Source organism: Puniceibacterium confluentis (assembly GCF_007923445.1).
Taxonomy (GTDB): Bacteria; Pseudomonadota; Alphaproteobacteria; order Rhodobacterales; family Rhodobacteraceae; genus Puniceibacterium; species Puniceibacterium confluentis.
Map to the genome: position 1 here is coordinate 193,345 of NZ_VOJI01000008.1, position 25,157 is coordinate 218,501.

At 63.6% G+C, this 25,157-nt stretch carries 20 protein-coding genes; 10 read left to right on the forward strand and 10 right to left on the reverse strand.

The features are described from left to right. Positions 1-137: 137 nt before the first annotated feature. Positions 138-1,175, forward strand: a complete 1,038-nt coding sequence (locus tag FOY53_RS11305) for a LacI family DNA-binding transcriptional regulator (RefSeq protein ID WP_186766578.1) — start codon at positions 138-140, stop codon at positions 1,173-1,175. A 75-nt stretch (positions 1,176-1,250) separates the two neighbouring features. Here FOY53_RS11305 and FOY53_RS11310 read toward each other — a convergent pair whose 3' ends face one another. Both FOY53_RS11310 and FOY53_RS11315 read right to left on the reverse strand, forming a co-directional pair. Further along, positions 1,251-2,012 (reverse strand): potassium channel family protein, encoded by a 762-nt coding sequence (locus tag FOY53_RS11310; protein WP_222435246.1) that lies wholly within the window; start codon positions 2,010-2,012, stop codon positions 1,251-1,253. Positions 2,013-2,060: 48 nt separating this feature from the next. Beyond that, the gene (locus tag FOY53_RS11315; RefSeq protein WP_146588821.1) at positions 2,061-3,167 is read right to left on the reverse strand and encodes an endonuclease/exonuclease/phosphatase family protein; all 1,107 of its coding nucleotides are present in this window, start codon (positions 3,165-3,167) and stop codon (positions 2,061-2,063) included. Between the two features lie 261 nt (positions 3,168-3,428). Here FOY53_RS11315 and FOY53_RS11320 point away from each other — a divergent pair, with 261 nt between their 5' ends. From FOY53_RS11320 to FOY53_RS11330, 3 genes are read left to right on the forward strand one after another with little or no spacing between them, the layout of a single operon-like run. Continuing rightward, positions 3,429-4,451, forward strand: coding sequence for a hypothetical protein (locus FOY53_RS11320; RefSeq protein WP_146588823.1), 1,023 nt, complete (start codon positions 3,429-3,431; stop codon positions 4,449-4,451). After that, positions 4,451-7,468 (forward strand): AAA family ATPase, encoded by a 3,018-nt coding sequence (locus tag FOY53_RS11325; protein WP_146588825.1) that lies wholly within the window; start codon positions 4,451-4,453, stop codon positions 7,466-7,468. Before FOY53_RS11320 ends, FOY53_RS11325 begins: the two co-directional genes overlap by 1 nt. 21 nt (positions 7,469-7,489) lie before the next feature. Then, positions 7,490-8,704 (forward strand): trypsin-like peptidase domain-containing protein, encoded by a 1,215-nt coding sequence (locus FOY53_RS11330; RefSeq protein WP_146588828.1) that lies wholly within the window; start codon positions 7,490-7,492, stop codon positions 8,702-8,704. Positions 8,705-8,721: 17 nt separating this feature from the next. On the opposite strand, the gene FOY53_RS11335 is transcribed toward FOY53_RS11330, so the two are convergent. The 4 genes from FOY53_RS11335 to FOY53_RS11350 all read right to left on the reverse strand — a co-directional run bounded on the left by FOY53_RS11335 (position 8,722) and on the right by FOY53_RS11350 (position 12,345). Continuing rightward, complete coding sequence (locus FOY53_RS11335) at positions 8,722-9,474, reverse strand: hypothetical protein (RefSeq protein ID WP_146588829.1); 753 nt, start codon at positions 9,472-9,474, stop codon at positions 8,722-8,724. A 7-nt stretch (positions 9,475-9,481) separates the two neighbouring features. Further along, the gene (locus FOY53_RS11340; protein ID WP_146588831.1) at positions 9,482-10,348 is read right to left on the reverse strand and encodes a zinc metalloprotease; all 867 of its coding nucleotides are present in this window, start codon (positions 10,346-10,348) and stop codon (positions 9,482-9,484) included. 61 nt (positions 10,349-10,409) lie between these two features. Then, positions 10,410-10,928 carry a hypothetical protein gene (locus tag FOY53_RS11345; protein ID WP_146588833.1) on the reverse strand — a complete coding sequence of 173 codons (519 nt, stop codon included), beginning with the start codon at positions 10,926-10,928 and terminating at the stop codon, positions 10,410-10,412. After that, positions 10,891-12,345, reverse strand: a complete 1,455-nt coding sequence (locus tag FOY53_RS11350; protein WP_146588835.1) for a tyrosinase family protein — start codon at positions 12,343-12,345, stop codon at positions 10,891-10,893. The genes FOY53_RS11345 and FOY53_RS11350 overlap by 38 nt, the downstream gene beginning before the upstream one ends. A 569-nt stretch (positions 12,346-12,914) precedes the next feature. Between FOY53_RS11350 and purU the strand changes: the two genes are divergently transcribed. The 3 genes from purU to FOY53_RS11365 all read left to right on the forward strand — a co-directional run bounded on the left by purU (position 12,915) and on the right by FOY53_RS11365 (position 15,961). Continuing rightward, entirely contained in the window at positions 12,915-13,799 is an 885-nt protein-coding gene (gene purU, locus FOY53_RS11355) for a formyltetrahydrofolate deformylase (RefSeq protein WP_146588838.1), read from the forward strand. A 478-nt stretch (positions 13,800-14,277) separates the two neighbouring features. Further along, entirely contained in the window at positions 14,278-14,991 is a 714-nt protein-coding gene (locus tag FOY53_RS11360; RefSeq protein WP_146588839.1) for a GntR family transcriptional regulator, read from the forward strand. Between the two features lie 73 nt (positions 14,992-15,064). Further along, entirely contained in the window at positions 15,065-15,961 is an 897-nt protein-coding gene (locus FOY53_RS11365; RefSeq protein ID WP_146588841.1) for a dihydrodipicolinate synthase family protein, read from the forward strand. A gap of 233 nt (positions 15,962-16,194) precedes the next feature. On the opposite strand, the gene FOY53_RS11370 is transcribed toward FOY53_RS11365, so the two are convergent. Genes FOY53_RS11370 through FOY53_RS11385 form a run of 4 tightly spaced genes read right to left on the reverse strand, consistent with a single transcriptional unit; the run spans position 16,195 to position 21,348 of the window. Beyond that, the gene (locus FOY53_RS11370; protein WP_146588843.1) at positions 16,195-17,268 is read right to left on the reverse strand and encodes a tartrate dehydrogenase; all 1,074 of its coding nucleotides are present in this window, start codon (positions 17,266-17,268) and stop codon (positions 16,195-16,197) included. A gap of 10 nt (positions 17,269-17,278) precedes the next feature. Then, positions 17,279-18,361 (reverse strand): tartrate dehydrogenase, encoded by a 1,083-nt coding sequence (locus FOY53_RS11375; protein WP_146588845.1) that lies wholly within the window; start codon positions 18,359-18,361, stop codon positions 17,279-17,281. Between the two features lie 14 nt (positions 18,362-18,375). Further along, positions 18,376-20,382, reverse strand: a complete 2,007-nt coding sequence (locus tag FOY53_RS11380; protein ID WP_146588847.1) for a tripartite tricarboxylate transporter permease — start codon at positions 20,380-20,382, stop codon at positions 18,376-18,378. 12 nt (positions 20,383-20,394) lie between these two features. Then, positions 20,395-21,348, reverse strand: a complete 954-nt coding sequence (locus tag FOY53_RS11385; RefSeq protein ID WP_146588849.1) for a Bug family tripartite tricarboxylate transporter substrate binding protein — start codon at positions 21,346-21,348, stop codon at positions 20,395-20,397. A gap of 225 nt (positions 21,349-21,573) precedes the next feature. On the opposite strand from FOY53_RS11385, the gene FOY53_RS11390 reads away from it, so the two are divergent. The 3 genes from FOY53_RS11390 to FOY53_RS11400 all read left to right on the forward strand — a co-directional run bounded on the left by FOY53_RS11390 (position 21,574) and on the right by FOY53_RS11400 (position 24,750). Next, on the forward strand, positions 21,574-22,506 hold the full coding sequence (locus FOY53_RS11390) for a LysR family transcriptional regulator (RefSeq protein ID WP_146588851.1): 933 nt from the start codon (positions 21,574-21,576) through the stop codon (positions 22,504-22,506). Between the two features lie 59 nt (positions 22,507-22,565). Continuing rightward, positions 22,566-23,480 (forward strand): LysR family transcriptional regulator, encoded by a 915-nt coding sequence (locus FOY53_RS11395; RefSeq protein ID WP_186766580.1) that lies wholly within the window; start codon positions 22,566-22,568, stop codon positions 23,478-23,480. Between the two features lie 106 nt (positions 23,481-23,586). Further along, complete coding sequence (locus FOY53_RS11400; protein WP_146588855.1) at positions 23,587-24,750, forward strand: mandelate racemase/muconate lactonizing enzyme family protein; 1,164 nt, start codon at positions 23,587-23,589, stop codon at positions 24,748-24,750. The last annotated feature ends 407 nt before the right edge of the window (positions 24,751-25,157 follow it).

A 25,157-nucleotide genomic window follows, 5' to 3' on the forward strand; every position in this document is an offset into this window, starting at 1 on the left:
GCTGCGGCCCCGAGTCAGTCCGGCGTGTTGACGCGACAATAGCCGCTGGCGTCGTCCCCCCAACGATCGGAACTGATTGATTTACATCAGGGGCCATGAAATGGTCCTGCAACGGGGGTCAGACAACGGGACAGAAAATGGCCGGAAAGAACACGCCGCGTCCAAAGCTCAAGGATGTCGCCCGCATCGCCGGTGTCGGCACGGCGACAGTCGACCGGGTTTTGAACGAACGTGGCAACGTCAGCGAAGATGTGCGCCGCAAGGTGATCGAGACGGCCCGGTCCATCGGACTGCGCCGCCAGCTGCCGCCCTCCTACAAGCCGCTCATCCGGGTCAACCTGATCCTCGCCCGTCCGGATCTGCCGTTGCTGGTGCGGATGGCGGCAGAATTCCGCAATCTCACCAAGTCCATCGACCGGCGGATCAGCCTGCACATAACGACCCTCGCCGACGATCTTCCCGAAACGGTCAGTGATGCCCTGCGCGCCACGACCTGCAACGCCGTCATCGTCTATGCGCAGAACACCGCCGCGACCCGGGATGCCATAGATTACTTGCATGCGCGCGGCATTCCGGTGGTGTCGATCATCTCTGACCTGTCGGGGTCGAAACAGCTGGCCTATGCCGGAACCAACCATCACGCCGCCGGGCGCACCACCGGGTACTTTGTCGCCCGGATGAGCCCGAGAGCCGGGCCGGTGATCGTGCTGTGCAGTCACCTGGGGTTTCAGGCGCATGCGGAACGCATTGCCGGTTTTCGCGAATACCTCGACGAAGCCGCCCCGCACCTGACCATCGCCCGCATCGTCGAGGGGCAGGACGACCGCGTGCGGTCGCGCGCAAGGCTCGAGGCGGCGTTCCGCGAACTTCCCGATATCGTGGCGATCTACAACGTCGGCGGCGCGAATCTTGGGGTTCGTGCCGCGATCGAGGCTGATATCCTCAAACAGCGCCCGTTGTTCGTGGGCCATGAACTGACCGACCACACCACCCGGATGCTGCGCGAGGGCCTGATGACCCTGACACTAGATCAAAGCCCGCGTCAGCAGGCGCAGTTCTCGCTTGATGTCCTGATGGATCATTTCGGCTATGAAGGCATGCCTGTCAAACGCCCCTATGCCTCGAACGTGCCCATCGTGCTTTACGGGCCGGAAAACATTCCCCCGGACAGCTGACTGATTGCGGCGCTGTCGGCGGCAACACGGCCTGCCTCTGACACCGGACACGGCAGCACGGGACCGGGCGCAGCCTCAGACATGCCCCTCGGTCGGAATATGGATCGTGGTGCCGCAATGTTTGCAGTGCACGGCGTCGGGGTCGTGCAGAAACAATCCGCAGGTGCCGCATGTCACCCGCGCTTTGGACGGGCGAAACAGCACCTGGAGCAGACGCAGGAACAGCGTCACGCCAAAGATCATCACCGCCACCGACAGCATCCGCCCCCAGTCGCCTGTCAAAGTGATGTCGCCAAACCCTGTCGTGGTCAGCGTCGTGACCGTGAAATACAGCGCATCCGCGTAGTTGCCTATCTCGGGGTTGATGCCGACCTGCGTGGCATAGATCAGTCCGGTCATCACAAACAGAAAGACGCCCAGGTTGATCGCCGCCAGGATGACATCCTCGTTGTCGCGGAAATAGCGGAAATCCTGCCGCAATCGCGCCAGAAGCCGATAGGTGCGCAGCAGGTTGAGCGTTCTGAGGATACGCAGGAAGCCAAGCCCCTCTCCGGCGATCGGCAACAGGAACGAGACGATCGCCGCGATGTCGGCCCATGTGGTCAGACGCAGCAGGAACCGGCCCCGGTCCGGCTCGAGCCAGGTGCGGATCAGAAAATCCGTGAGGATCAGCAACCCGAGCACGGCGTCGATGATCTCGACGATCGGGGCGCGGGGCACAAACGACGTGGCGATGACAAAGCAGACAGTGCCGATGTCAAAGATCAGCAGCCCATAGCGAAAGGCATGCGCCGACGGCGTGTCATCCAGGTAGAGCGATCTCAGTTTTTCGAGCAACGGCGTGTCCCTCTGTGAATCCGGTGCAGCGCAGGTGTCGGCGTTTCGCTAGCCGTCTTCCCAGTCGGATCCAATCGGGTCACGGTCCTTGCGCCGCTCTTTGTGGATCATCTCCTGCGCTTCGGCCTGTTCCTCGGGATCGCTGTGGTCCGGCGTGTCATGGGCCGCTGCATGCGGAGTCAGCGCCAGGGTGAACAGCATGGGAAAGTGATCCGATCCGATGAAGGGCCCCCGGCGTATGTCGACAAGGCGAAACTCGGGATCGTGGAACAGGTGGTCCAGTGGCCAGCGAAAGGCCCAGTAGCGTGCATCGAAGGTGTTGTAGAAACCGCGTCCCACCCGGGGATCGAGCAGCCCGGAAAGCCGCTGGAACCGACGGGTGGTCGCCGACCAGGCCACATCGTTGATATCGCCGACAACAAGCGACGGCAGCGTGTCGTTCTTTGCCTCCATCCCGACCACGGCGATTTCGGCGTCGCGGCCTTCGCTGTCGTGGTTGGGGACCGGCGGCTCGGGATGGATTGCGTAGAGCCGAAACGCCAGACCGGAGCGGGTTTCGGCAATTGCCCGGACCGACGGCACACCATCGACCACCATGTTGCGCACCTCGATATCGCGCATCGGCAGGCGGGAATAGACGATCATGCCATAGCCGTTGTCCTGCGGGCGTTCGATGCGGTGCAAAAAATCCCCGGCAACGTCACGCAGGCTTTCGGCCCAGGGAGCGTCGGTTTCGAGACCGATGAATATGTCGGGCTGTTCCGTCCGGATCAGCTCCACCAGCTTGCCGTAGTCGCGGTTCGACATCTTGACATTGGCAGCGAGGACCGACACCTGCGCCTGTTTGTCTGCGGCCAGTTCCGCATCCGCCTGAACCGACTGGCTGTGCCACACCGGAGTAAAGCGTGCGACGTTGGCAATCTGCACCGCCAGGCTGATGCCGATCAGGACCAGCGCCGCAACACGGCCCGGACCCGAGAGCACCAAAAGGCCGACCGGGATCAGGGCCAGCAGGACCGCAATGATCTGCAAGCGCGGAAATTCCATCGACCGGATCGCGCCGTGGGCAATCCGCGAAAACGGCAGAACCGTTGCAGCCAGGCCCATCGCGACAAGCAGCCACACAATGACGGTTGCAAAAAACACGTCGGTCATCCCTCTGTCTGGAGTCTTTCATGACACTTAAGCCGGAAGCGTTGCGGGTAAAGTGCAAAGACGCGGACCGGATCACGGTTGCGCACCAGCATCACAACAGCATCGCGCCAGAGTTGAGCGGATCCTGTTGATGTCCCTTTGAAGGTTAGCAAATTTTTGGTATCATCGCGGCATTGTTCAAAATCCCTTCCTGCGTCTGCATCTGAACCCGGCGGAATCATTGTGCTGCTCGACCATGAAAAAGCCAGTGTCCTGAGAGAGTTGCTTGATGTTGTCAGCAGCGATCCCAGCCCGGCGCATGCGTTGCGCCTGCTTACGCCCGAGGCGTTGCGGCAGAATCTTTCAGCCTCACCAACTGTGGTGGCGGTCTTTGCCGAAGAGGTTCTGAGCGTCTGTATCCGCGCCGGGCCGGGGCCGGTTCTGGATATTCTGAACTACCTGATCGACGACAAGGGACGTCTGGGGCTGGAGATGGTGCGGCTCAGGTTGCGGGCGCCGCAGCCGGTCATTGCCCATCCGATCGAGGCGGAAATCATCGCCGGGGCCTATCCCTTTGCTGACCGCCAGCGGCTGCGCCAGACGCTGCGCAAGATGATCGACCCGGGCCATGACCGCCCCATCCTGCAGATCACCGGCGACAGACGTTCCGGCAAGAGCTGGACATATCAGCTGCTGCGACACTGGGCGCGGGAGGAAACCGGGCATGTAATCTGCCACTACGAGGTGACCGAAGACTCCGGTCCCGACGCCGGCCCGTCCGAAGTGGCCTGCGATCTGGTGGCGCAACTGGGTGGCATGATCGGCAACCTGTCGCAGACCACGAACGAAGACGCCTATGCCAATGACCTTGCACAGAGGGTGATCCGGGCGGCCAACACCGTGCCCGATGTGCCGGATGCGCGGGTCTGGTTTGTTTTTGACGGCTTCAGCCAGAAGGCTCTGCGCGCGGATACGGCCAAGTTCTTTCTCGCCCTGTCGCTGCATTGTACCAAGGGGATCAATGCCCGGCGGCATCGCGTGGTGTTCTGCGAACTGGCCTATGCCCTGGCGGCCAAGATCCGCATGAACGTGGCGACCTACGAAACCGAGCCGCTGACCCGCGACCACATCCGCAACGTCGTCAGTGCTGCGGTGGCCTTGCGGTCCAACCTGACGGCGACCGACATTCCCGCGATCACCGATGCGATCACCGATGCCGTCCTGCAAGGCAACGCCGAACCTTACGTCGACCTGTCCGAAATCGGCGCGCGGCTTGAATTGCATATCTGTGAAGGACAGGTGTGATGGCCCAGTTGTCCCAGGCCGGTCAAGCCTACCTCGACAAGGTTCTGCAACGCATGGATGCGCCAAAGGCCGCCGCAGAGCCCGAGGGCGCGGTCAGTGATGCCGCCCGCGCCAAGGCATTTCGCGCCGCGGCCGTGCAGCATGTCTTTTGCATCCCAGAGCTGGCTGCCGAGGCGACCGCAGAGGGTCGCGCCGTTGCCGCTGCGCTGCACGGCAACAGCTTTGCCGCGCCCGGCCACAAACGCGCGGGGCGGCGCACCCTGAACCGGGCCGAGCGGTTGCGGCAACTGGAAATCCTTGCCACACCCGAGGCGGCGCGGGCGGTGCTGGCCGGTCTGCCGCAACGGGTCATGACCCAGACCCAGACCCTGTTCGAATCCTTGCTGCAGGGCGCGACGCCATCACCCGAAAGGCTGACGCAAACCCAGCTGATCCGGCTGGGCGAAGTGCAGCGTTGGGCGCAGGCTCTGGGCATCATGCCGGTGCCGTCGGACAGGATGGAGCTTGCTCTGGGACTGGCGGCGGTGGTCAGCAGCTTCCAGCATCTGATCAGCGAACACTTTGTCGGCCGCGAAGCCGATGTCTCGGCGATGCTGGAGTTCCTGGGACTCGAGGATCAGAGCCTGCTTGCGCGCGCCACATCCTTCTTCCGGGGTGAAAAACCCCGGATCATGTTCATCGAAGGCGTGGGCGGGATCGGCAAGACGGCGCTGATCGGCCATGTGCTGAACACCTACCGCGCGGACAGCCGCGGCCCGCGTTTTGCCTTTGCCTACATGCCCTGCGACGATCCGACCTTTGATATCCTGCGCTCCGAGATCATGTTGGCCGAAGCCGCCGAGCAGGTGCTGCATCACGTGCGCCTTTCGGCAACCTACCTCGGTCAAGTCCCGCTGGACCGGTTCGAGGCGCGCTATCGCGACTTTCAGGACCAGCTGCAACGGTCCGAGTCCCTGACGCGGACGTTTTCGACCAGAAGTTCCAAGTTTGACTCGCAGGGTCACCGGCTGGAGAACACCCGGGATGTGCGCGAAGTGTTGTGGGCGGAATTCGCGCTTCTGGCCGATTCCGCAAGCGAGGCCCTGCGCCGGTCCGGCACCGATCAGCCCGCCGTGGTGTTGATCATCGACACCTTCGAGGATGTGCAGGGCCGGATCGACACCACGTCGCGGCACTTCTGGACTTGTCTGTCGATGCTGATGCAGTTCAGCAGCAACATTCGCATCGTCGTGGCCGGGCGCAGTCCGCTTGCCCGCCCGGACCTGGGGGTGCCCAGCCATTTCATCAGCATGCAGGAGCTGCACGAGACCGCCGCGCTTGACCTGCTGGCGCGCGAGACCGGCGGCCGGCGCGAGGATCTGCATGGCGTTGTCCGCAAGATCGGTGGCAACCCGCTGAACCTGCGCCTGGCGGCCCGGGTTCTGGGTGAGAACGGCGCCGGGGCGCTTGGCGATATCCGCACCCGCAGCCGCCTGTTTCAGCGGCTGGGGCCGGAAATCATCCGCGGACGGCTGTATCAGCGGGTTCTGGACCATATTCAGGACGACGACCCAAGGGTGCGCAAACTGGCGCATCCCGGCATGATCCTGCGACGCATAACACCCGATATCATCCAGACCGTTCTGGCGCGGATCTGCGACATCGCCATCGCGGACGATGCCGACGCGCAGCAGCTGTTTGACGCCCTGCAACGCGAACACACGCTGGTGCGGCTGGAGGATGACGGGTCGCTGCGGTATCGCCAGGACCTGCGGCAGTCGGTGCTGGATCTGCTGCGCGCCGATCAGCCCGAAATCACCCTGCGCGCGCATCAACACGCCGCACGCTATTACAGCGCCCCGCAAACGCCGATCGAGCTGGCGGAATACATCTACCACACCCTGATGCTGGGCGAGGAGCCGGATGCGGCGATCTATCTCTCCCAAAAACTGGGCACTCTCGATCCGGCGGTACACCCCTACCTTGTCAATGCCATGGACGAGCTGCCCCCGCGCGGGCGGTTGTTCCTGGCCAGCCACCTCGGGCTGGTTGTCCCGGATGACTTGCGCGCCGCAGCGGATACAGAGGAATGGGAACAGATCGTCGGTCCGCGACTGCTTCGGGTGCTGGCCAGCGCCGAAACCGCCGCCGCGCTTGAAATGCTGGGCGAACGCGAGGGGCGCACCGAAGACAGCCCGCTGATCGCCATCGAGGCGCGCTGCTATCTGTCGCTCGAGGACTATCAGACCGCCCAGGAGTTTCTGCGCGCGAAACTCGACAGCTTCCCGGTGATCGGCAATCCCGGACGGCGGGCCGAGCTGACCTGGTTGCTGGCGCAGGCACAGTTGCGGTCGGGCAACCGCGAGGGCGGGATCCAGACCCTGCTGACGCTGGAAGAGGCGGCGCGCACCCTGCTGAACCCGGTGGCGTGGATCCAGACGCTGGCACTGCTGGTCGATCTGGTCAAACCAGGCGACAGCCGCCGGGACGGGTTGCAGGATACGCTTGCTTCCGCCCTGCTGAGCTGTTCCGACGACCTGCTCGACAAGGAGGCCGATGTGATCCGCCACGCCTTTTCCCGCATCCACCCGGATCAGAGCCCAAAGCTGCCGCGCGTGGCGACAACGGCGATTTCGACACTGTTCGACATCGTGGCACAGCACAGCCGGTTTGCCATGACCCGGCCCATTTTCGACGGGTTGCGGGCGACCTTCGCGCCCTATGCCTCGGCGATGGAGCCCGCCAGCGAGGACGACAGGCAGGAACGGTCCGACGCCGCGATTCTCGCCGCCAGCGTCCTGAAGGTTCTTGACCAGCCGCAGCAGACCACGAGCGGTTTTCTCAGCCTGCTGTCCCTGATCCGGGCCGCCATCGTCCGCTCGGAGTCCCGTGCCGATTTGGTGATGCGGGTTGCCTGCCGGGGCACCTGGTGGCTGACGCAGGCGGTTGAGGGGTCATTGATGGCCGCCACACTGGGCGGGCTGGAACCCTATCGCGCCCCGTGGGAGCTTTCTGCGGATCAGGAAGTGCTGGCCTGAAGCTGCAACAGGAGACGGACAATGTCGGACTGGGACGGATTTCTGGAACGTGACACCCGTCGAAAGGTGCGCAACATTCTGGTGCAGAACGGTTTTGACGCCGACGCGTCGTTCCGGATGCTGCTGGCGGATGTGCCGCCCAACTACCGTGCCTCCTTGGGAATCCAGGGGTTGAACGGCCAGATGCGTCTGGATGAAACGCTGCGCGACATGAACAAGGTGGTGAGCCTGCGCAATGGCCAGAGGCCGCTGACGCTGTTTCTGGAGAATGCGCTGGACAACATCCAGGACAGCGCCGACATCGCGGTGATCGAGACCGCGCTGCGACGGGTGAAGGACGGCGGTGCCGCTGAAACGGCCGGGTTGGCAGGTGCCGCACCTGCCGCAGCCGGGGCGGATGCGGCCAAGTTGCGCGCCGCACTGCCCGACATGGCTGCGGTCGAAACCGGGATCACCCAGGAGGCGTTGATTGGCGGTTTCAACGAAACGCTGCCGGTGTCTTTCCTGCGCGCGGGCCTTCAGGCGTCGCAATCGGTGTTCAAGCTGGTGATCCACAGCCATCTGGACGGCGCACCGCTGTTCGGGGCCGACGATTCCGCCGATCTGTCGTTTGGCACCGCCTGGATGATCGGCCCCGGACTGGCGATCACCAACAACCACGTCTTCAATGCCCGGCGCGATCACGAACCGCCCGCCAGTGACGTCGACTATACACTGCAAGTGCAGACCGCGCGGCTGATCGCGGACTTTCACGAGGCGGACGCGGAACCCGCGGGACAGGTGCTGCCCGGCGGGGCGCTTGTCGCGCGCGATGCCGGGCTGGATTTCGCGATCTTCAAGGTGCCCGCGGAAGTCGCGGGTCGCGCGCCGCTGGCGTTGCGCCGCAACGCCTTGCGCAAGGGGCCGCAGAATGCGCTCGGGCTGCGGGTCAATGTGTTGCAGCATCCCGGGGGCGGCATCATGAAGCTGGGCTTTCGCAACAATTATGTCGTGGTCGGCGACAACGACATCCTCGCCTATCTCACCGACACCGCCAAGGGCAGTTCCGGGGCGCCGGTGATGGATGACAACTGGAAAGCGGCAGCGCTGCATGCCGGCTCGGACAGCATCGGCGACATGCAGATCGAGATTCTCGGCACCCGCATCCGGCGCCGCAATTTCGGCGTGCCGATCATCCGCATCCGCACGCACCTGGAAACCCATGCCCCAGCCGTGTTCGCACAGCTTTTCCCGTGACCGCAGAACAGATGGCCCTAGCGCAATGTGGCAAAACGCAGATCGCGCCAGTTCAGTCCTGATGTTTCGGTGGCGGGCACTTCGGCCAAAACCATGCCGGGAACGGTCAGCAGCGGCACAGCATCCGTCGGCGGGTCGCGCAACAGCCGCAGGCGTGTCAGATGCACCGCCCGTGACAGCACCTGCGCCCCGTCGGCGCGCAGGCCGTCGGCCTGGTCGCTGTTCTCGGTATACAGCACCACCGCGCCGGCCAGATTGGCCCAACTGGTCTGGTCGGCCTCGAACACGGCGCGGTGCAGGGTGTCGATGCTGGTCGACGGCGGCATGCGCAGCAACTCTCCGGTGATGTGATCCGGTGCCATCCGGCGCGGCACCGGCACCCCCAGTTCTTCGCGCAGCTTGCGATCCGCGTCGCTGACATCCTCCAGCCCGGTCCGCGCATCGCCCATCACCCAGTTGCGCAAGTCTCCCGCCACCAGTCGCAGCGACAGCAACAGCGGGCGACTGCCGGGCGGGCAGGCCTGTGCACCTGCCGGGGCGGGCACCCCGATCAGATCGCGGTCTGCCACGGCGCGCAGGGCCTGCGCGGCATCGCTGCCATCCTCTTCGAGCACCAGTGTCAACTCCGCCCCGGCCGGGTTGGCGTGCAGCTCTTGCGCAAGCCGCAAGACCGTGCCTGCGACCGAGACCGCCTCGGGGTTCAGGTGCCCGCCCTCGCCTGCCGCCAGAAATCCGGCCTCGAGGATCAGGCAGAGGGCCACCCCTGTCATGCCCGGTTCACCAAGATACCGCCGAGGCAAAGGCGGCTTCCGCCTCGCCCCGGTTGTCGGCTGTCAGCAGACCGGAGCGGAACATGCCGATCTGCGCCCAGATCCGCTCGATCTGGCCTTCGGTGAATTCGTTCATCCAATCGTCATCGACATAGTTCATGTAGTTGTGGATCGGGCACAGCACGCCAGCCGGTGCGGTCGGGCACAGGTTGTGCGGCTGGTCGGAGTCGCTGGGTTTGCCGTAGTTCGGCCCGGAATGCGCCGGGGTGTCGGCGACATCGTCACCGGGGGGCACACAGCCACCCTGAAAGGTGTGGTACAACCCCAGCCAATGCCCCACCTCGTGCACCGCCGTGGCGCCCAGATTGTACGGCGCCGCAGTGCCACCCGGCAGGGTGCCGTCCAGCATCACGACACCGTCCATCGCCGGATCGCCTTCCATCATATATGGAAAGGTCGCCCAGCCCAGCAGCCCGCCACCCGGCGCGGCAGTGTAGAAGTTCAGGCATTTCTGCGGATCATCGACCTGGTGCAGCGTCTTGCAGTTGCGTTCGCGCAGGGATCCGTGGCCCATACGATAGAAGTCGGGGTTATCCACCTCGACCACCATGTCTTCGTCATAGGCAAAGGAAATGCCGGTGGGCGCATAGGCGGCGTTCAGCACCGCAATCTGGTCCTCGCGCTGGGTCTGGCTGATGCGGCCCTGCGCGCCGTCGGTGACGTGGATGAAATGCGTCTTGATGCACAGGGCGCGCAGGCTCGATTCCATGCGGCTCGCGGCCCGAAAGCTGTCTTCCAGCGCGCTCATCCGGGCCAGATCTCCGGTGCTCAGCTCGTGTGTCGCGCAGCGGCGGCCATAAAGTGCTTCGGTCATTGTGATCTCCTTTGAATGGTCTTGCTAAAATTCAGGCCAATGGCCCGGCGAAGTCGCAGGACTAGCGCGCGTCCCGCAGAAGCAGACTGGCGGCGGCAAAACCGATCCGCCCGCCGGTTGCACCGATGGGCACAACCCGCAGACACAGCCTTCCCGCGGCGAGAGCGGCCACAACCGCAGGGGCATCGAGCGTGACAACATAGGTGCCCACCGCCGCGCGGCCCGTGGCGTCCGGGACCGGCGTGGGAAAGAACGCCGCGCTGCCAATCGGTTCGGACTCGGGCCCGGCCGTGTCGGACAAGCCGCGCGATGCACTCAGGAACACCCGCAACCCCGTAATTCCGTCACCCTGAACGACAACATCGCGCAGGGTCAGGCTCAGCCGATCCAGGCTGGCCAAGCTGTCCGGCGCAGGTTCCGGTTTCGGCACCAGAAGCCTGACCACCGGCAAGGGCTCGGGTGCGGCCCCAAGAGTGATCTCGACCTCCGAGGCATGTCCCGTTCCCGACCAGAACAGCACCGCGATCGAGCACAGGAGCGCCCTAGCCCAGGCTCTGCAGAACGATCTCGACTGTTCCATCAATCTCCAGTTCCGCCCCGCTGCCATCCGGAGCCAGTGCGATGATCTGCGGCCGCAGGGTTTCGTCGACAGGGCGGCCGGCTCGGGCCAGCGCGTCCAGAGTAGCGGCAAGATCGAACTGATAGTCGCTGCCGTGCCGGGCCGCATGATCGCTTGCCAGAAAGAACGCGCCCGAACCTACATAATGGGGATCGTTGGGCGGCGTTTCCACCGACAGGTAGTCACAATTCAGAAACACGCGGAACGTGGTCTGCCTGTCTTCGGGCGGCAGCAGCCCCCGGATCACCAGACGCGCGGTCTGCAACCGGGCGGGCAAGGCGACACGCTGCGCCGGGTTGCGCGCCAGATCCCGCAGCCGACCCAGCTGCGCCACCGCTCCCAGCCGGTCGGCATCCGCTGTAACGCGTGCGCCCAGGAACTCTCCGGCTGCGGCGCGTTGTGTCAGGGCGGTGCTGACGGTCTCGGCCAGTTCCGCGCGCGGGGCAAAGCTGCGCGCGGCCACCAGCACATTCGACTGCGGCGTCGGTTCCAGCCGGTCATAGTCGTAGTTCAGCGACGCGGTTGTGTAGATGTCCTGCACGGTAAAGGCGCGCGGCGCGCCGGTGCGGTCGACAAACTGGCTGGGGTTCACCGTCCCGCCCCGGTCCGGCTGATCCGGGGCAAAGGTAAAGGCGGCCAGATCCGGATCGGCGCTGTTGGCATTGCCGGCCGCATTCCAGCTGGCCCAGATCCGGTCGATGTTGCAATGATGCAGCCAGAAGATCGGGTCGAGCGGCGAAAGAAAGCTCTGCATGTCGCCGCCGATGGTGCCGTGCACGCTGTTGTGCGGCGAACCCTCGAGTTGCGTGGTGCCGCCGCCGGTGCCGCCGAAGGGTGCCGAGGCCTTGAGGCTGCCGAAATCCTCGAAGTCGGTTTTCTCCATGATCACTTCGATCACGTCCAGCCCGACGAATTCCGCAGTCATGTTGGTGCTGGCCGTTGCGGTGCGCGGATGGTTCAGCGCATTGCCGCTGCCCCAGAACGGCGCCGGGATCTGCGGATTGCGGCTCCAGTCCCAGTAGGGCAGCACAAAGCTGTCGTCGCCGGAAAGGCCGCGGATCACCTCTTCGAATTGCGCAAGGTACGCCCGGTGCCAGGGCAGAAAGAACCAGTTGCCGTGCGGGCAGTACCCGAGGTGGATGCGGGCCTGATGCGCCCAGGACCGGGGGTCGGTGTCGGGCAGCGCCTGCATCGCGGCAACGGTTTCACGATAGGTGGTGATCACCGGATCGTCGGGTGCCAGCGTGTTCACGTCCTGTCGGATCAGCGCGCCGGATCCATAGGCCGGCTGAGCCAATACCGCCCCTGCCCTGCTGAGCATACCTGCGGCGGCCAGTCCGGCGGACAGACCCATCAATGAGCGTCTCGTGGTCAACATGATTTTTCTCCAATAGCTGTCCGAAATGTCCGCGTCGCCTCACCCGAAAGGTGGCGGAGCTTTTGGTGCCGCGCGCACCGACTGCGGGCCGCCCTGCGGGTGCGCCTGTGTCGTTCAGTGCTGACAATCCGAAACCGGACATGAGCGGCCCCCCGGACCGTCTGAGCCTGCCATCAACGCAGATCCGTGCCAAAATGGGCGCGGGCCAATGGCGGCTTTGAATCACTCGATTACTACCTTAAGTAGAGCACAAAATCGCCATTTCGCATAGAGCAAAATTTTGCCCGGCAGTATCGGAGCGCATTTTGAACAGGGCCTATCGCGACCGGAGGCGCGGGCAAAACATGGCCTTTCTTGCGATCCGACGCTGATCTGCCGCGCTGTGCCTGATCTCCCCGGGATTCAGTTCGCGCGGATCAGGTGGCGGCAACACAGGAGCGCCGAGGCCGGAGTTTGATCGCTTGGGATTTTGTCGCATTCCGCGGGTTTCTCGCCGCATGCCCGCTATGGTTTGCCCGATCACAGGCGTAACACTGCCCGCAACGCCCCTGACCAGACAGAGTTATGCCATGTCCAAATACTGCCTCACGGTTACCTGCCCCTCAACGCGCGGGATCGTGGCCACGATTTCAAGCTATCTTGCAGCGAATGGCTGCAACATCACCGACAGTTCGCAATTCGACGATCTTGCAACCGACCGCTTTTTCATGCGGATGAGTTTTGTGCCCGAGACGGGCGCAACGCTGCAGGAGTTGCACGACGGTCTCTCCGAGGCGGCCGCGAAATTTGACATGACCTACGGGTTTCATGACGAACGCCGCAAGGAAAAGGTCGTGGTCATGGTGTCGCGCTTCGGCCACTGCCTGAACGATCTGCTGTACCGCTCGCGGATCGGCGCCCTGCCGATCGAGATTGTCGGCGTGATTTCAAACCACATGGATTATCAGAAGGTGGTGGTGAATCAGGACATCCCCTTCCACTGCATCAAGGTGACAAAGGAAAACAAACCCCACGCCGAAGCGCAGATCCTGCAGGTGGTCGAAGAGACCGGGGCGGAACTGATCGTGCTGGCGCGGTACATGCAGATCCTGTCGGATGCGATGTGCCGCAAGATGTCCGGACGCATCATCAACATCCACCATTCGTTCCTGCCCTCCTTCAAGGGGGCCAACCCCTACAAGCAAGCGCATGAAAAGGGCGTCAAGCTGATTGGCGCGACCTCGCATTATGTGACCACCGATCTGGATGAAGGTCCGATCATCGAACAGGACACGGTGCGTGTCACCCACGCCCAGAGCCCCGAGGACTATGTCTCGCTTGGCCGCGATGTCGAAGCGCAGGTCCTGTCCCGTGCGGTGCACGCCCATGTGCACAAACGGGTGTTTCTGAACGGCGACAAGACGGTGGTCTTTCCGGCAGCGGCGGGATCCTTTGCGTCCGAACGGATGGGCTGACACCTCTCAGGCGCGCCCCGCTCATCCGACCGCTGAACCTGCCGACAATGTCGCGGATGCGGGAAGAGACGCCACCCTCCGTGTGACAACGGCGGGGTGGCGATGTGCGGGGCGAACTGGATCGGCCGTTGACCGCTCAACCATGTCGGCGGTGAAGACGACATCCCCGCCAAACACCCCTGGAAGATCCGGCAGGTCGTGGTGGACGCTCTGCCCGGGCCCGAGGCCGGGTACGCGGCGCTCTGCCCGGATTTCAATCACTGCACCATCGCAAGGGAACGGCGGCCACGGGTCGGCCTGAACCGGAGTCCGTTTCGCTTCGTTGCGGCGGGCGTTGACGCAACCGGCGCCGGGACGGCTCACGTCTTCAAATAACGCGTCTTGATATATACTAATATTTTAGTTACGCATTGGCTCAACGGTCTGGTCGTGCCGCAGTCAGGGCCAGAACAGCATTTGGCATCAGCAAGGGGCAGGCATGGACTTACCGCACAGGGAGATGCGCGAACTCGGCCGGGCCGCCGCTTCGGCGCCTCGGCCATCGGCATCGTCGGGTATCTACGATGAACTGCGTCAGCGCATCCTGTCGCTGGAGCTGCCGCCGGGTACGAGCTTGCTGCGCACCGAGCTCGCCAGACAGTTCGATGTCAGCGTGACCCCCCTGCGCGACGCGCTGCAAAGGCTCGAGGCGGACGGGCTGGTCAAGATCTACCCGCAATCGCGCACCGTGGTGACCCGGATCGACACCGATCTGGTCCACGAGGGCAACTTCCTGCGTCGGGCACTGGAGACCGAGGTGATAGGCCGTCTCGCCGCCGACGGCGCAGCGGACACGATCGACCGGGCCCGGTCGGTCGTCGGGCTACAGAAGCAGATCGGCGACGACGCCACCCAGCTGCGTCTGTTTCAGGAACTCGACGATCATTTCCACCGGACGCTGTTTGATGGCATCGGCAGGATTGCCATGCATGATCTGATCCGGTCCCGCTCTGGCCACCTCGACCGGGTCCGGCGGCTGCAACGCCATTCACCCGAAAAGATCCGCGCGATCATCGAGGGGCACCTGCAGATCCTGGAGGCCATCGAGGCCCGGGACGTGCGCGCGGCCGTCGCGACGATCCGCGCGCATCTGCACCGGGAGCCGGATTGGGTCGATGAATTCCGCGACCAGCACAGGGATTATTTCGCCTGAGCCGCCCCTGACGCACGCCCCCAGACCGAAATCCAACCAAAACGCAGGGCGCAGACCCTGCGAAGGAGAGATCATGTCCGAAACCACCCAAGGCCTTCACGTCGTCGCGCAGACGCCTTTCCATCCCGACGGCGCCATCGATCATGACAGCATCGCCAGCCTTTCCGAGTTCTACTATCACCACGGTGCACGCGGGCTTACCGTGCTCGGTTTCAGCGGCGAGTCACAGACGCTGACGCCAGACGAATCCGTCGCGGTTGCCGCCTCCTACGTCGCAGCCAGCAAGGGGCGCGCGATCTTTGCCGGTGTGTCCTCGCCCAATCTTGCGATCCTGTCCGAGGTCGCGGCCCAGGTCATGGCCGAGCGCGCGCGGGGCGTGATGATCGCGCCCGCCGCATCCGCCCGCACCGATGAAGCCCTGTTCGCGTATTTCGACGCGGTCTTCTCACGGATTGGCGACGTGCCCACGGTGCTGCAGGATTTCCCGGCAGCCACCGGGGTGCAGATGTCCGTTCCGGCCATGGCACGGCTCGTCGCGTTGTTTCCCCAGATCACCGTGATCAAGGAAGAGGACATGCCAAGCGCGCGCAAGGTCGCCGCGCTGCGCCAAGCGCTGCCCGCTCATGTGCGTGTGCTCACCGGCAACAACGGGCTCTATCTGCCACAAGAGCTTGCGCGCGGGGCGGATGGGCCAATGGCGGGCTTTTCCTATCCGGAGATGCTGTCATCTGTGGACCGGCTCCTGCGCGAAGAGGGTGACACGGCGGCCGCGCACGCGGTGTTCAACCGCTACCTGCCGCTTCTGAAGCACGAGGCGCAGGGCGCCCTCGGGATTGCGCTTCGCAAGGAAACCATGCGCCGCCGCGGCGCGCTGGCCTCGGCCACGATGCGCGCGGCGGGCGGCAGGCTCGACGATGCGGACATTGCCGAACTCGATTCAATCCTGTCGCACATGGATCTGCCGGAATAAGTCCACGGTCCCCGAAGAACGGCCCCGGACGGGTGTGCCCGCTGCACAAGGCACCCGGTTTTGGCACGGGCGCCTTGAGGTCTGCCCATCGGGGCCGTTCTTCCTCTCCCAGCGCCGATCAGTGCGTAGGCCGGCCCTCTGGAATACCGGGACAGTCCGGCTGATGCCGTCCCCGCCCGCTGGCCGTTTCGGCAGCCCAGTTGGCCGCATCCTCCGGCGCCCCGTGCAGAGCCTCACCTGAGTGCATCGGCGACCGCCGTGCCGCAGGTCACCGTATCCGCCGTCCCGCCAAGGTCTCGCGTGCGCAGCGACGGCTCAGCCAGAACCCGTTCGATTGCCGCGACAATGTCGGCCGAAGCTTCGGCATGGCCCAGATGGTCCAGCATCATCGCGCCCGCCCAGATCTGGCCGATCGGATTGGCGCACCCTTGCCCCGCGATATCCGGGGCCGAGCCATGCACCGGCTCGAAGAGCGAGGGGAACGCGCGTTCCGGATTGATATTCGCCGACGGCGCAATGCCGATGGTGCCGGTGCAGGCGGGGCCAAGGTCCGACAGGATGTCGCCAAAGAGGTTCGACGCCACAACCACGTCGAACCGGTCCGGATTCAGGACGAAATGCGCTGTCAGGATGTCGATGTGATACTTGTCGACACTGACGCCGGGATAGTCCCTTGCCATCTCTGCCACCCGTTCATCCCAATAGGGCATGGTGATCGAAATGCCGTTGGATTTGGTGGCCGAGGTCAGCCTGGCCCGCGGCCGTTTCGCGGCCAGCTCGAAGGCATATTTCAGCACCCGGTCCACGCCGATCCGGCTCATCACCGTTTCCTGCATCACGATTTCACGCGGGGTGCCCTCGAACATCTTGCCGCCGATCGAGGAATACTCGCCTTCGGTGTTTTCGCGGACGATCCACATGTCGATGTCGCCCGGTTGACGCGCCGCGAGTGGGCTGGGCACGCCCGGCATCAACCGCGCGGGACGCAGGCTGATATACTGGTCGAACTGCCGGCGAAACTGGATCAGCGACCCCCAGAGCGAGATGTGATCCGGGACGGTGTCCGGCCAGCCGACCGCCCCGAAGAACAACGCGTCATGGTGACCGATCCGGGACTTCCAGTCGTCGGGCATCATCTGCCCGTGGGTCTGGTAATAGTCACAGGACGCAAAGTCGAACGCATCGAACCGCACGTCGATGTTGTGGCGCCTTACGGCGGCCTCGATCACCCGGATGCCTTCGGGCACCACTTCCTTGCCGATCCCGTCCCCGGGAATGACGGCGATGTTCACGTGATTACTTGGCATTTTTTGTCTCTCACTTATTGCGGCCGCGAATGGCGCCGATCACCGCATCCGTGACCATGCGCGTCGTCGCCTTGCCGCCAAGGTCGGGTGTGTGCAGTTCGGCATTGGCGGTGACCGCTTCGACCGCACGCATCAGCCGGTCGGCCGCCTGCTTTTCACCCAGGTGCTCGAGCATCATCACGGCGGTCCAGAACGTTGCGACCGGGTTTGCGACGCCCTTGCCTGTAATGTCGAAGGCCGAGCCGTGGATCGGTTCGAACATCGAAGGGGTGTCGCGCTCGGGGTTCAGGTTCGCCGTCGGGGCGACACCGATAGACCCCGAAAGGGCGGCGGCCAGGTCGGACAGGATATCGGCGTGCAGGTTGGTGGCCACAATGGTGTCGAGAGAGCCCGGGTTCATCACCATCCGGACGGTCATCGCATCGACAAGCATCTTGTCCCACTGGACGTCCGGAAACTCCTGCGCGATTTCGGCGGCGATCTGGTCCCAGAGCACCATGCCGTGCCGCTGGGCATTGGATTTGGTGACGACGGTGAGGAATTTGCGCGGCCGCGACTGCGCAAGCCGGAACGCAAAGCGCATGATGCGTTCGATCCCGGCACGGGTGAAGATCGAGACATCCGTCGCAACTTCCAACGGCAGGCCGGGATGCGAACGTCCCCCCTGCCCGGCATATTCGCCTTCGGAGTTCTCGCGGACGATCACCCAATCGAGCTCGCCGTCGTTCACATGGCGCAGCGGCGACTGAATCCCCGGTAGAACGCGGGTCGGACGGACATTGGCATATTGATCCAGTGGCTGACAAATCGCGAGCCGCAACCCCCAGAGCGTGAGGTGGTCCGGCACGTCCGGCGCACCGACCGCGCCGAACAGGATCGCGTCGAAGGCCCGCAGTTGATCCGCCCCTTCGGCGGGCATGAAGGCGCCGGTGCGTTTGTAACGATCGGTCGACCAGTCGAAAGCCTGGACATCAAAGTCAAAGCCCCCGTCCCTGTCGGCCAGGACTTGCAGGACCTCGAGGCAGGCATCGACGACTTCAACACCGATCCCGTCACCGCCGATGGCGGCGATCCTGTGGATGCGTTTACTCATTTTTCTCTCCGATTTCAGAATAGTAGCCCGGCGGGCATCCGAAGCAGCAGGACGTTGGCCATCAGCCACCAGAGGCCTGCACAAATGGCGGCAGCGGTGGCAATCCACAGCGCCCAGGTCTGCGGCGGCGGGCGGTCGTGATCGGCAATCACCATCACCGCGAGGAAGGCCGCGAAGCTGGTCACCAGAAAGCCGATCTCGGGCAGAAGGAAGACCCATGCCAGCATGACCGCGCCAAGCAGGAGCCGCCGCCAACCCCCGGTGTCCAGCGCGAACTTTGCGCGGCCCGCGGTTCCAACCGGGCGCCGCAGGTTCTGTGCGATCAGCATCAACGAGAACACGGCAAGCGCCATGGCTATCGTGCGCGGAAACACGGAGCCGAGCATCGTCAATCCCGAAGCGCCGCTCCAGATCGCCAGACCAAGCACCGCAAAGCTCGCCGCGAATGTCATGCCCGCTAAATCGCGCGTCTTGCCCTCGGGCGCGATGGATGCGCCGGCGTCGTCCGCAGGTGCGGACGAGGTTTCGAGCTGCTTGCGTCGCCGGGCTTTCCAGTCGACCCAGATCGGGAAGGTCAAGGTGACGAGCGCGGCAATGATGATCCCGATGCTGATCGGTCGGCCGAAGAACATCTCGGGAATGCGACCCGACGCATTGCCGATGAGCCAGGTCTGCACAAACCCCTGCTCGGCGATGGATCCGAGAACGAGACCAAGAACGATGGGCGACGGCTGAAACCCATAGCGGTTCAGAATCCAGGCGATGATGCCAAGGCCGACCATGAGCTGCGCGTCGTCCATGTTCGAATGGATCGCAAAGGAGCCGATGATCGTGAGCAGGGCCACGGTTGGCGCGAGCACCGTCTTGGGAACCTTGACGATCGAGGCATAGGCGTAGCGCCCGATCAGCAGCCCGACCGGCAGCATCAGCAGGGTCGCAATCAGCAGACCCCAGATAAAGGTATAGACGACCGGCGCATCGGTGGTGAAAAGCGTCGGGCCGATCTTGATTCCCTGCACGAGCAGGGCACCAAGGATGATCGCGTCAGGCGGGGTTCCGGGGATGCCCAGTACCAGTGTCGGGATGAAACCGCCGCCCACGGTGGCGTTGTTGGCAGCCTCGGTCGCGATGACCCCGTCCGGATTGCCCTTGCCGAAGGTCTCGGACTGTTTCGAGGACCTGCGCGCCTCTGAATAGGAAACCAGACCGGCGATGGAACCGCCGGCCCCGGGCAGGATGCCGATCACGGTGCCGATGACGGAAGAGCGCACCAGATTGAATTTGCTCTTCATCGCAATGGCCAGCCCTTCCCGCACCCGGAGCCCGCCTTGGGCAGAGGGCTTGAGGTGCGGGTCGGCGGTGGCGACGAGGTCCAGGATCACCGGGACGCAGTAGAGACCGATGATAGCTGAGGTCAGGTCGATCCCGCCAAGAAACCGTTGCATGCCCAGGGTATACCGGACATCGCCCCCGACGACGGCCACACCGATCATCGACAGGAACAGGCCGATGCAGGCGCCGATCAGCCCCTTGCTGGTATTGCCGACGGACAAGGCTGCGATCAGTGTCAGGCCGAAGATCGCGAGCCAGAAGTATTCCGTCGGACCAAAGGCGAGCGCGACCTTCGCCAGCGGCGGCGCCAAAAGCAGAAGCGCAACGGCTCCGACCACGCCCCCGGCGACCGAGGCGAAGGTTGCGACGGACAGGGCCAGCCCGCCATCTCCCCGCTTGGCCATCGGAAAACCGTCGAACGTGGTTGCGATCGACGACGGCGTTCCGGGCGTGTTGACCAGGATCGCGGCAAAAGCGCCGCCGTAGATCGCTCCGGTGTAGATCGCGCCGAGAGCGATAAGGCCGGCGGCGGGATCCATCGTGAAGGTGAAGGGGACAAGCACGGCCACCGCCATGGTCGCCGAGAGTCCGGGCAATGCCCCGATCACCGTTCCCAGCACCACGCCGACGAGGGCAAGCACCAGGTTGACAGGTGTCAGTGCGTCCCAAAGGAAGCCGATAATGTCCATCTTCGGGGTCTGCTACTGGATGATGCCAAGCGCTTTTGCGCCGGCGGTATATTCCTCGACGCGTTTGGCGACAAAGGCATCCATTTGATCATAGCCGACATCGGTCAATACAAAGCCACCGCTTTCCATCTTATCGACAAAGCCGGGCTGGGCGTTGATTTCGGACACGATGTCGGAAATGCGCTGGCGCAGGTCTTCGGGGGTGGATGCCGGAACCGCGACTCCGCGATATGCGCCACCAACGAGCTCATAGCCCAGCTCCTTGAAAGTCGGGACGTCGGGAAAGGCTGCAAGGCGCTCGTCCGCGGCCACTGCGAGCATTCGAAGCGCGTCCCCCTGGCTGACACCGGAAGTTGCATAATTGAAGCCCGCCATCGTCGATCCGCCGAGCACCGCCGTGATCGAGGGGCCGGTGCCGGAAAACGGAACATAGGTTGTCGTCACACCGGCCAGTTCGTTGAAGCGGATGGCGGCCAGGTTGTTCGACGAGTTCGAGCCCGACCCGGCGAAGGTGACAAGGCCCGGGTTCGCCTTGGCGTATTCGATCAACTGGTCCAGAGCCGTGAACTGGCTCTCCTTGCGCACAAAGATGGCGTCCGGCGTGTAGTGGAAATAGTGAACCGGCGTCAGATCCTCGGTCTTGTAGCCAACCGAGCCGGCCATCGGCTGCAGGATCGTGTGTGGCAGGTTGATCCCCATGACGGTGTAGCCGTCACCGGGCAGCGAATTGAGTTGTGACCATGCCTGTGCCCCGCCTGCGCCGGCCTGGTACTGGATCACGACCTGCTGGCCGGTCACGGATTCCCATTCGGCCTGCTGGAAACGCGCCGAAATGTCGGATTCGCCGCCGGCGTTGAAGGGGATGATGTAGGTCATCGGCTGGGTCGGAAAGTCGGCGGCTGACTGCGCTGCGAGCGGCGTCGCCGCGAGCAGACCGGCGAAGATGGTTGCAAGCGTCGTTTTCATGGTGTCCTCCTCATGAAGTTCTGCGTAGGAGCCGCAGCTTATGGTTGAAGGAGACGTCCCCGGACCCATGGTCCCCGGTGCGTTGGTCCCCCGATCCTGCAAACAGTTTTCAACCTGTCGACAGAGCCCGCCAACTCCTCCCAGACGGACAGGGTGGACCCTAGACTAATTCTTAAAAGTCTTTAATTTCATATTTGGAATATCATTATTGCGCTGAGGTAAGTAATGAGCGAAAGCGACCTTGGGTTTTTCGTACTGTTGGCGCGACGCGAGAGTTTTGTTGAAACCGCGCGTGAAATCGGGATCACCGCCTCTGCCGTCAGCCGGCGACTGGCACGGCTCGAAGACCGGCTGGGGGTGCGACTGATGAACCGGACCACGCGGCGGGTCAGCCTGACCGGCGAAGGTGAGGCGTATTTCAGCAAGGCCTTGCGCCTGCTGGGCGAAATTGAAGAACTTGAGAACAGTCTTCGCTCGGGACAGGAAAAGCCCAGCGGCCTGCTTCGGATCAACGCGACGTTCGGCTTCAGCCGGGAATACATCGCCCCGGCGGTGTCTGTCTTCCGCAGGACCTACCCGGATGTCGAAGTGCAACTGGTGGTGACCGACGCGCCGATGAACCTGATCGAACAGGGCTTCGATCTGAACATCCGCTTCGGCATCCCCTCGACAAGCAACCTGATCCAGCGCCTGCTGCAAAGAAACCGCCGGTTCATGTGCGCCTCACCAGCCTACCTGGAAATGCACGGCAGACCCGAAACTCTGCAGGACCTCCGCCACCACAACTGCATCGTCCTGAGGCAGGAGCACGACATCTACGATATCTGGCGCTTCGATGACCGTGGCGGCGAGAGTCCCTCGGCGCGGGTGAACGGCGGACTCAGCACCAACGACGGCGAAATGGCGCGCGAGTGGATGCTGAACGGCCACGGAATCATGCTGCGATCGGAATGGGATATCGCCCACCATGTGCGGGAAGGCCGCCTTCATGTCGTGCTTCCGGACTATTTCCAGACGGCCAACATCACCGCCATCTATCCGGAACGCCACCACCTGACCGCCAAGGTGCGGGTCTTTGTCGACTTTCTGGCAGAGCGAATCCGCGAGGCCAACACCAAGGCACCCTGTCAGCTCAGCGAGAGCGACCTGGCCTGTTGACGCCAATTGCGTGATGCGTTCATGCCAACTATGCATGGATGCGGGTAGGAGCCGCGGCGATGGACATCACACTTCTCGAGGACTTTCTGGAACTGGCGCGGGAATTGAATTTTTCCCGAGCGGCCGAAAACCGCAACATGACCCAGCCTGCCTTCAGCCGTCGCATCAAGAGTCTCGAGAGCGCGATTCAGACGCCTCTCATCCAGAGAACCACCCGTCAGGTCAGCCTGACACCTGCGGGAAAGGTGTTCCAGCCACGGGCAGAAGCCATCGTCAGGATGCTTTCCGACGCCCGCCTCGAAGCCCTGGAGGCTGCGGGTCGGGCGCGGCGCGGCCTGAACCTTGCGGCCACACATGCCCTGTCATACACATTCGTCCCCCGATGGCTGATGCAGGTGGGCGGCCCCGCGGAAATCGGCGCACTCAACATGGTTTCGGATACACATCGGCAGTGTGTTCGGCTGATGCAGAATGGCGAAATCAATTTTTTCATTTGTCACAAAGGGCCTGCCAGCGCCGAAGATCTGCCGGAAAAACAGTTCAGGTGTCATCCGATCGGCCGTGACCGCCTCGTGCCTCTCTGTGCGCCCGACGCGAACAAGCAGCCTTTGTGGACCCTGGGCTCGGGTCCGTCCCGGGTGCCGTTCATAGCCTATGCACAGGTATCCGGTCTCCACGCCATTCTCGAAGCGCACTGGTCCGGGCATGGGCGTCCCGACATCGCGCCGACGATGAATTCCGTTCTGGCCTCGACCAATCTCGAGATGGCCAAAGAAGGCCAGGGTGTCGCCTTTCTTCCGCTGTCACTGGCGCAAAGCGACATCGAACGCGGCAGGCTGGTCCCGGCCGGCGGCAAGGACCTGGATGTCCCGGTTCAATTGGTCATCTATCGTCCGCGGTCCCGTATGTCGCCGCATTGCGAAGCCTTCTGGCTGAAGGTCGTGGATGAAAACGCCCGAAAACTTATGCAATAATGGCATGGATATACCCATTATCGGCATTGGATTCCAACCCCGCTGCGCCACTATCAACAGCCAGGATCGCCACCGGGCGACACCCACTCAGCCAAGGAGCACGCCAATGCGCATTGTGGAAATCCGCGAGGTCACAAAACCGATCGCTTCGCCGATCCGGAACGCCTACATCGACTTCAGCAAGATGACGGCAAGTCTGGTGGCTGTGGTGACCGACGTGGTCAGGGACGGTCGCCGGGTTGTGGGTTACGGCTTCAACTCGAATGGCCGCTACGGACAGGGTGGCCTCATCCGCGAACGCTTTCGCGACCGGATCCTCGCAGCGGAACCCGCCTCGCTGGTCAATGATGACGGCACCAATCTCGACGGCCACAAGATCTGGGCGGCGATGATGCAGAACGAAAAACCCGGCGGGCATGGCGAGAGGTCGGTCGCCGTCGGCACCATTGACATGGCCGTCTGGGACGCCATCGCCAAGATCGCGCAAAAGCCGCTGTTCCGCCTGCTGGCTGACCGCAAGGGCGTCGCTGCCAATCCGCGGGTCTTCGTCTACGCCGCGGGCGGCTATTACTATCCGGGAAAGGACGATTCCGCGCTGCGCAAGGAGATGCGAAGCTACGTTGATCGCGGCTACACCGTCGTCAAGATGAAGATCGGCGGTGCCGCCATCGACGAAGACCAGCGCCGGATCGAAGCCGTGCTTGCCGAAATCGGGGATGAGGCACGGCTCGCCGTCGACGCGAACGGCCGGTTCGATCTCGAAACGGCGATGGCTTATGCAAAGATGCTGCGGACCTACCCGCTGTTCTGGTACGAAGAGATCGGCGATCCGCTGGATTACCAGCTTCAGGCGGCCATGGCCGAGTTCTATCCGGGTCCGATGGCCACCGGCGAGAACCTGTTCTCGCATCAGGATGCGCGCAACCTCATCCGCTACGGCGGCATGCGCCCCGACCGTGACTGGCTGCAATTCGACTGCGCTTTGTCCTATGGTCTGGTTGAATACCTGCGGACCCTCGAAGTCCTCGATCAGCTGGGTTGGTCACCGTCGCGCTGCATCCCGCATGGCGGCCACCAGATGTCACTGAACATCGCGGCAGGACTGGGTCTTGGCGGCAACGAAAGCTACCCGGATCTGTTCCAGCCCTACGGCGGCTTCCCGGACGGCGTCAAGGTCGAGGAGGGTCACATCGTCATGCCCGAGCTGCCGGGCATCGGCTTTGAAGGCAAATCCGACCTGATCAAGGTGATGAGGGAACTGGCCGAATGACTGGCAACGGACCCGAAGGGAAATCCTGCGCCGGACCATCCGCCTCTGTTTCCGGAAATCGGCTGATGGCCAAGGCTCCCCGAACCGTGGACAGACTTCCCCCACGGCTTCGGTGACGGGTATGCCGCGGGCGGTGTCGCGGTACAGGACGTCCATGTCGGCGTGAAGTTCGGCGAAGTGACAGCCGAAGTCGCTCGCCATGCGCAGCGGCGCCTGACCGCGTCATTCCCGGCTGGCCGGTTCACGATCATGCAGCGCGGCGGTGTGGGTCTGCTCATGCCCACATGCCGCCACGCTGGATCCGCGCGATGAATCCGTCCCGGGATTTGTGCAACATGTGTAACCGCCCCATGCGCAAGAGGTAATTTTAGAGCTGGCTTCAGCGCGTCACCGGGTGCTGACATGTG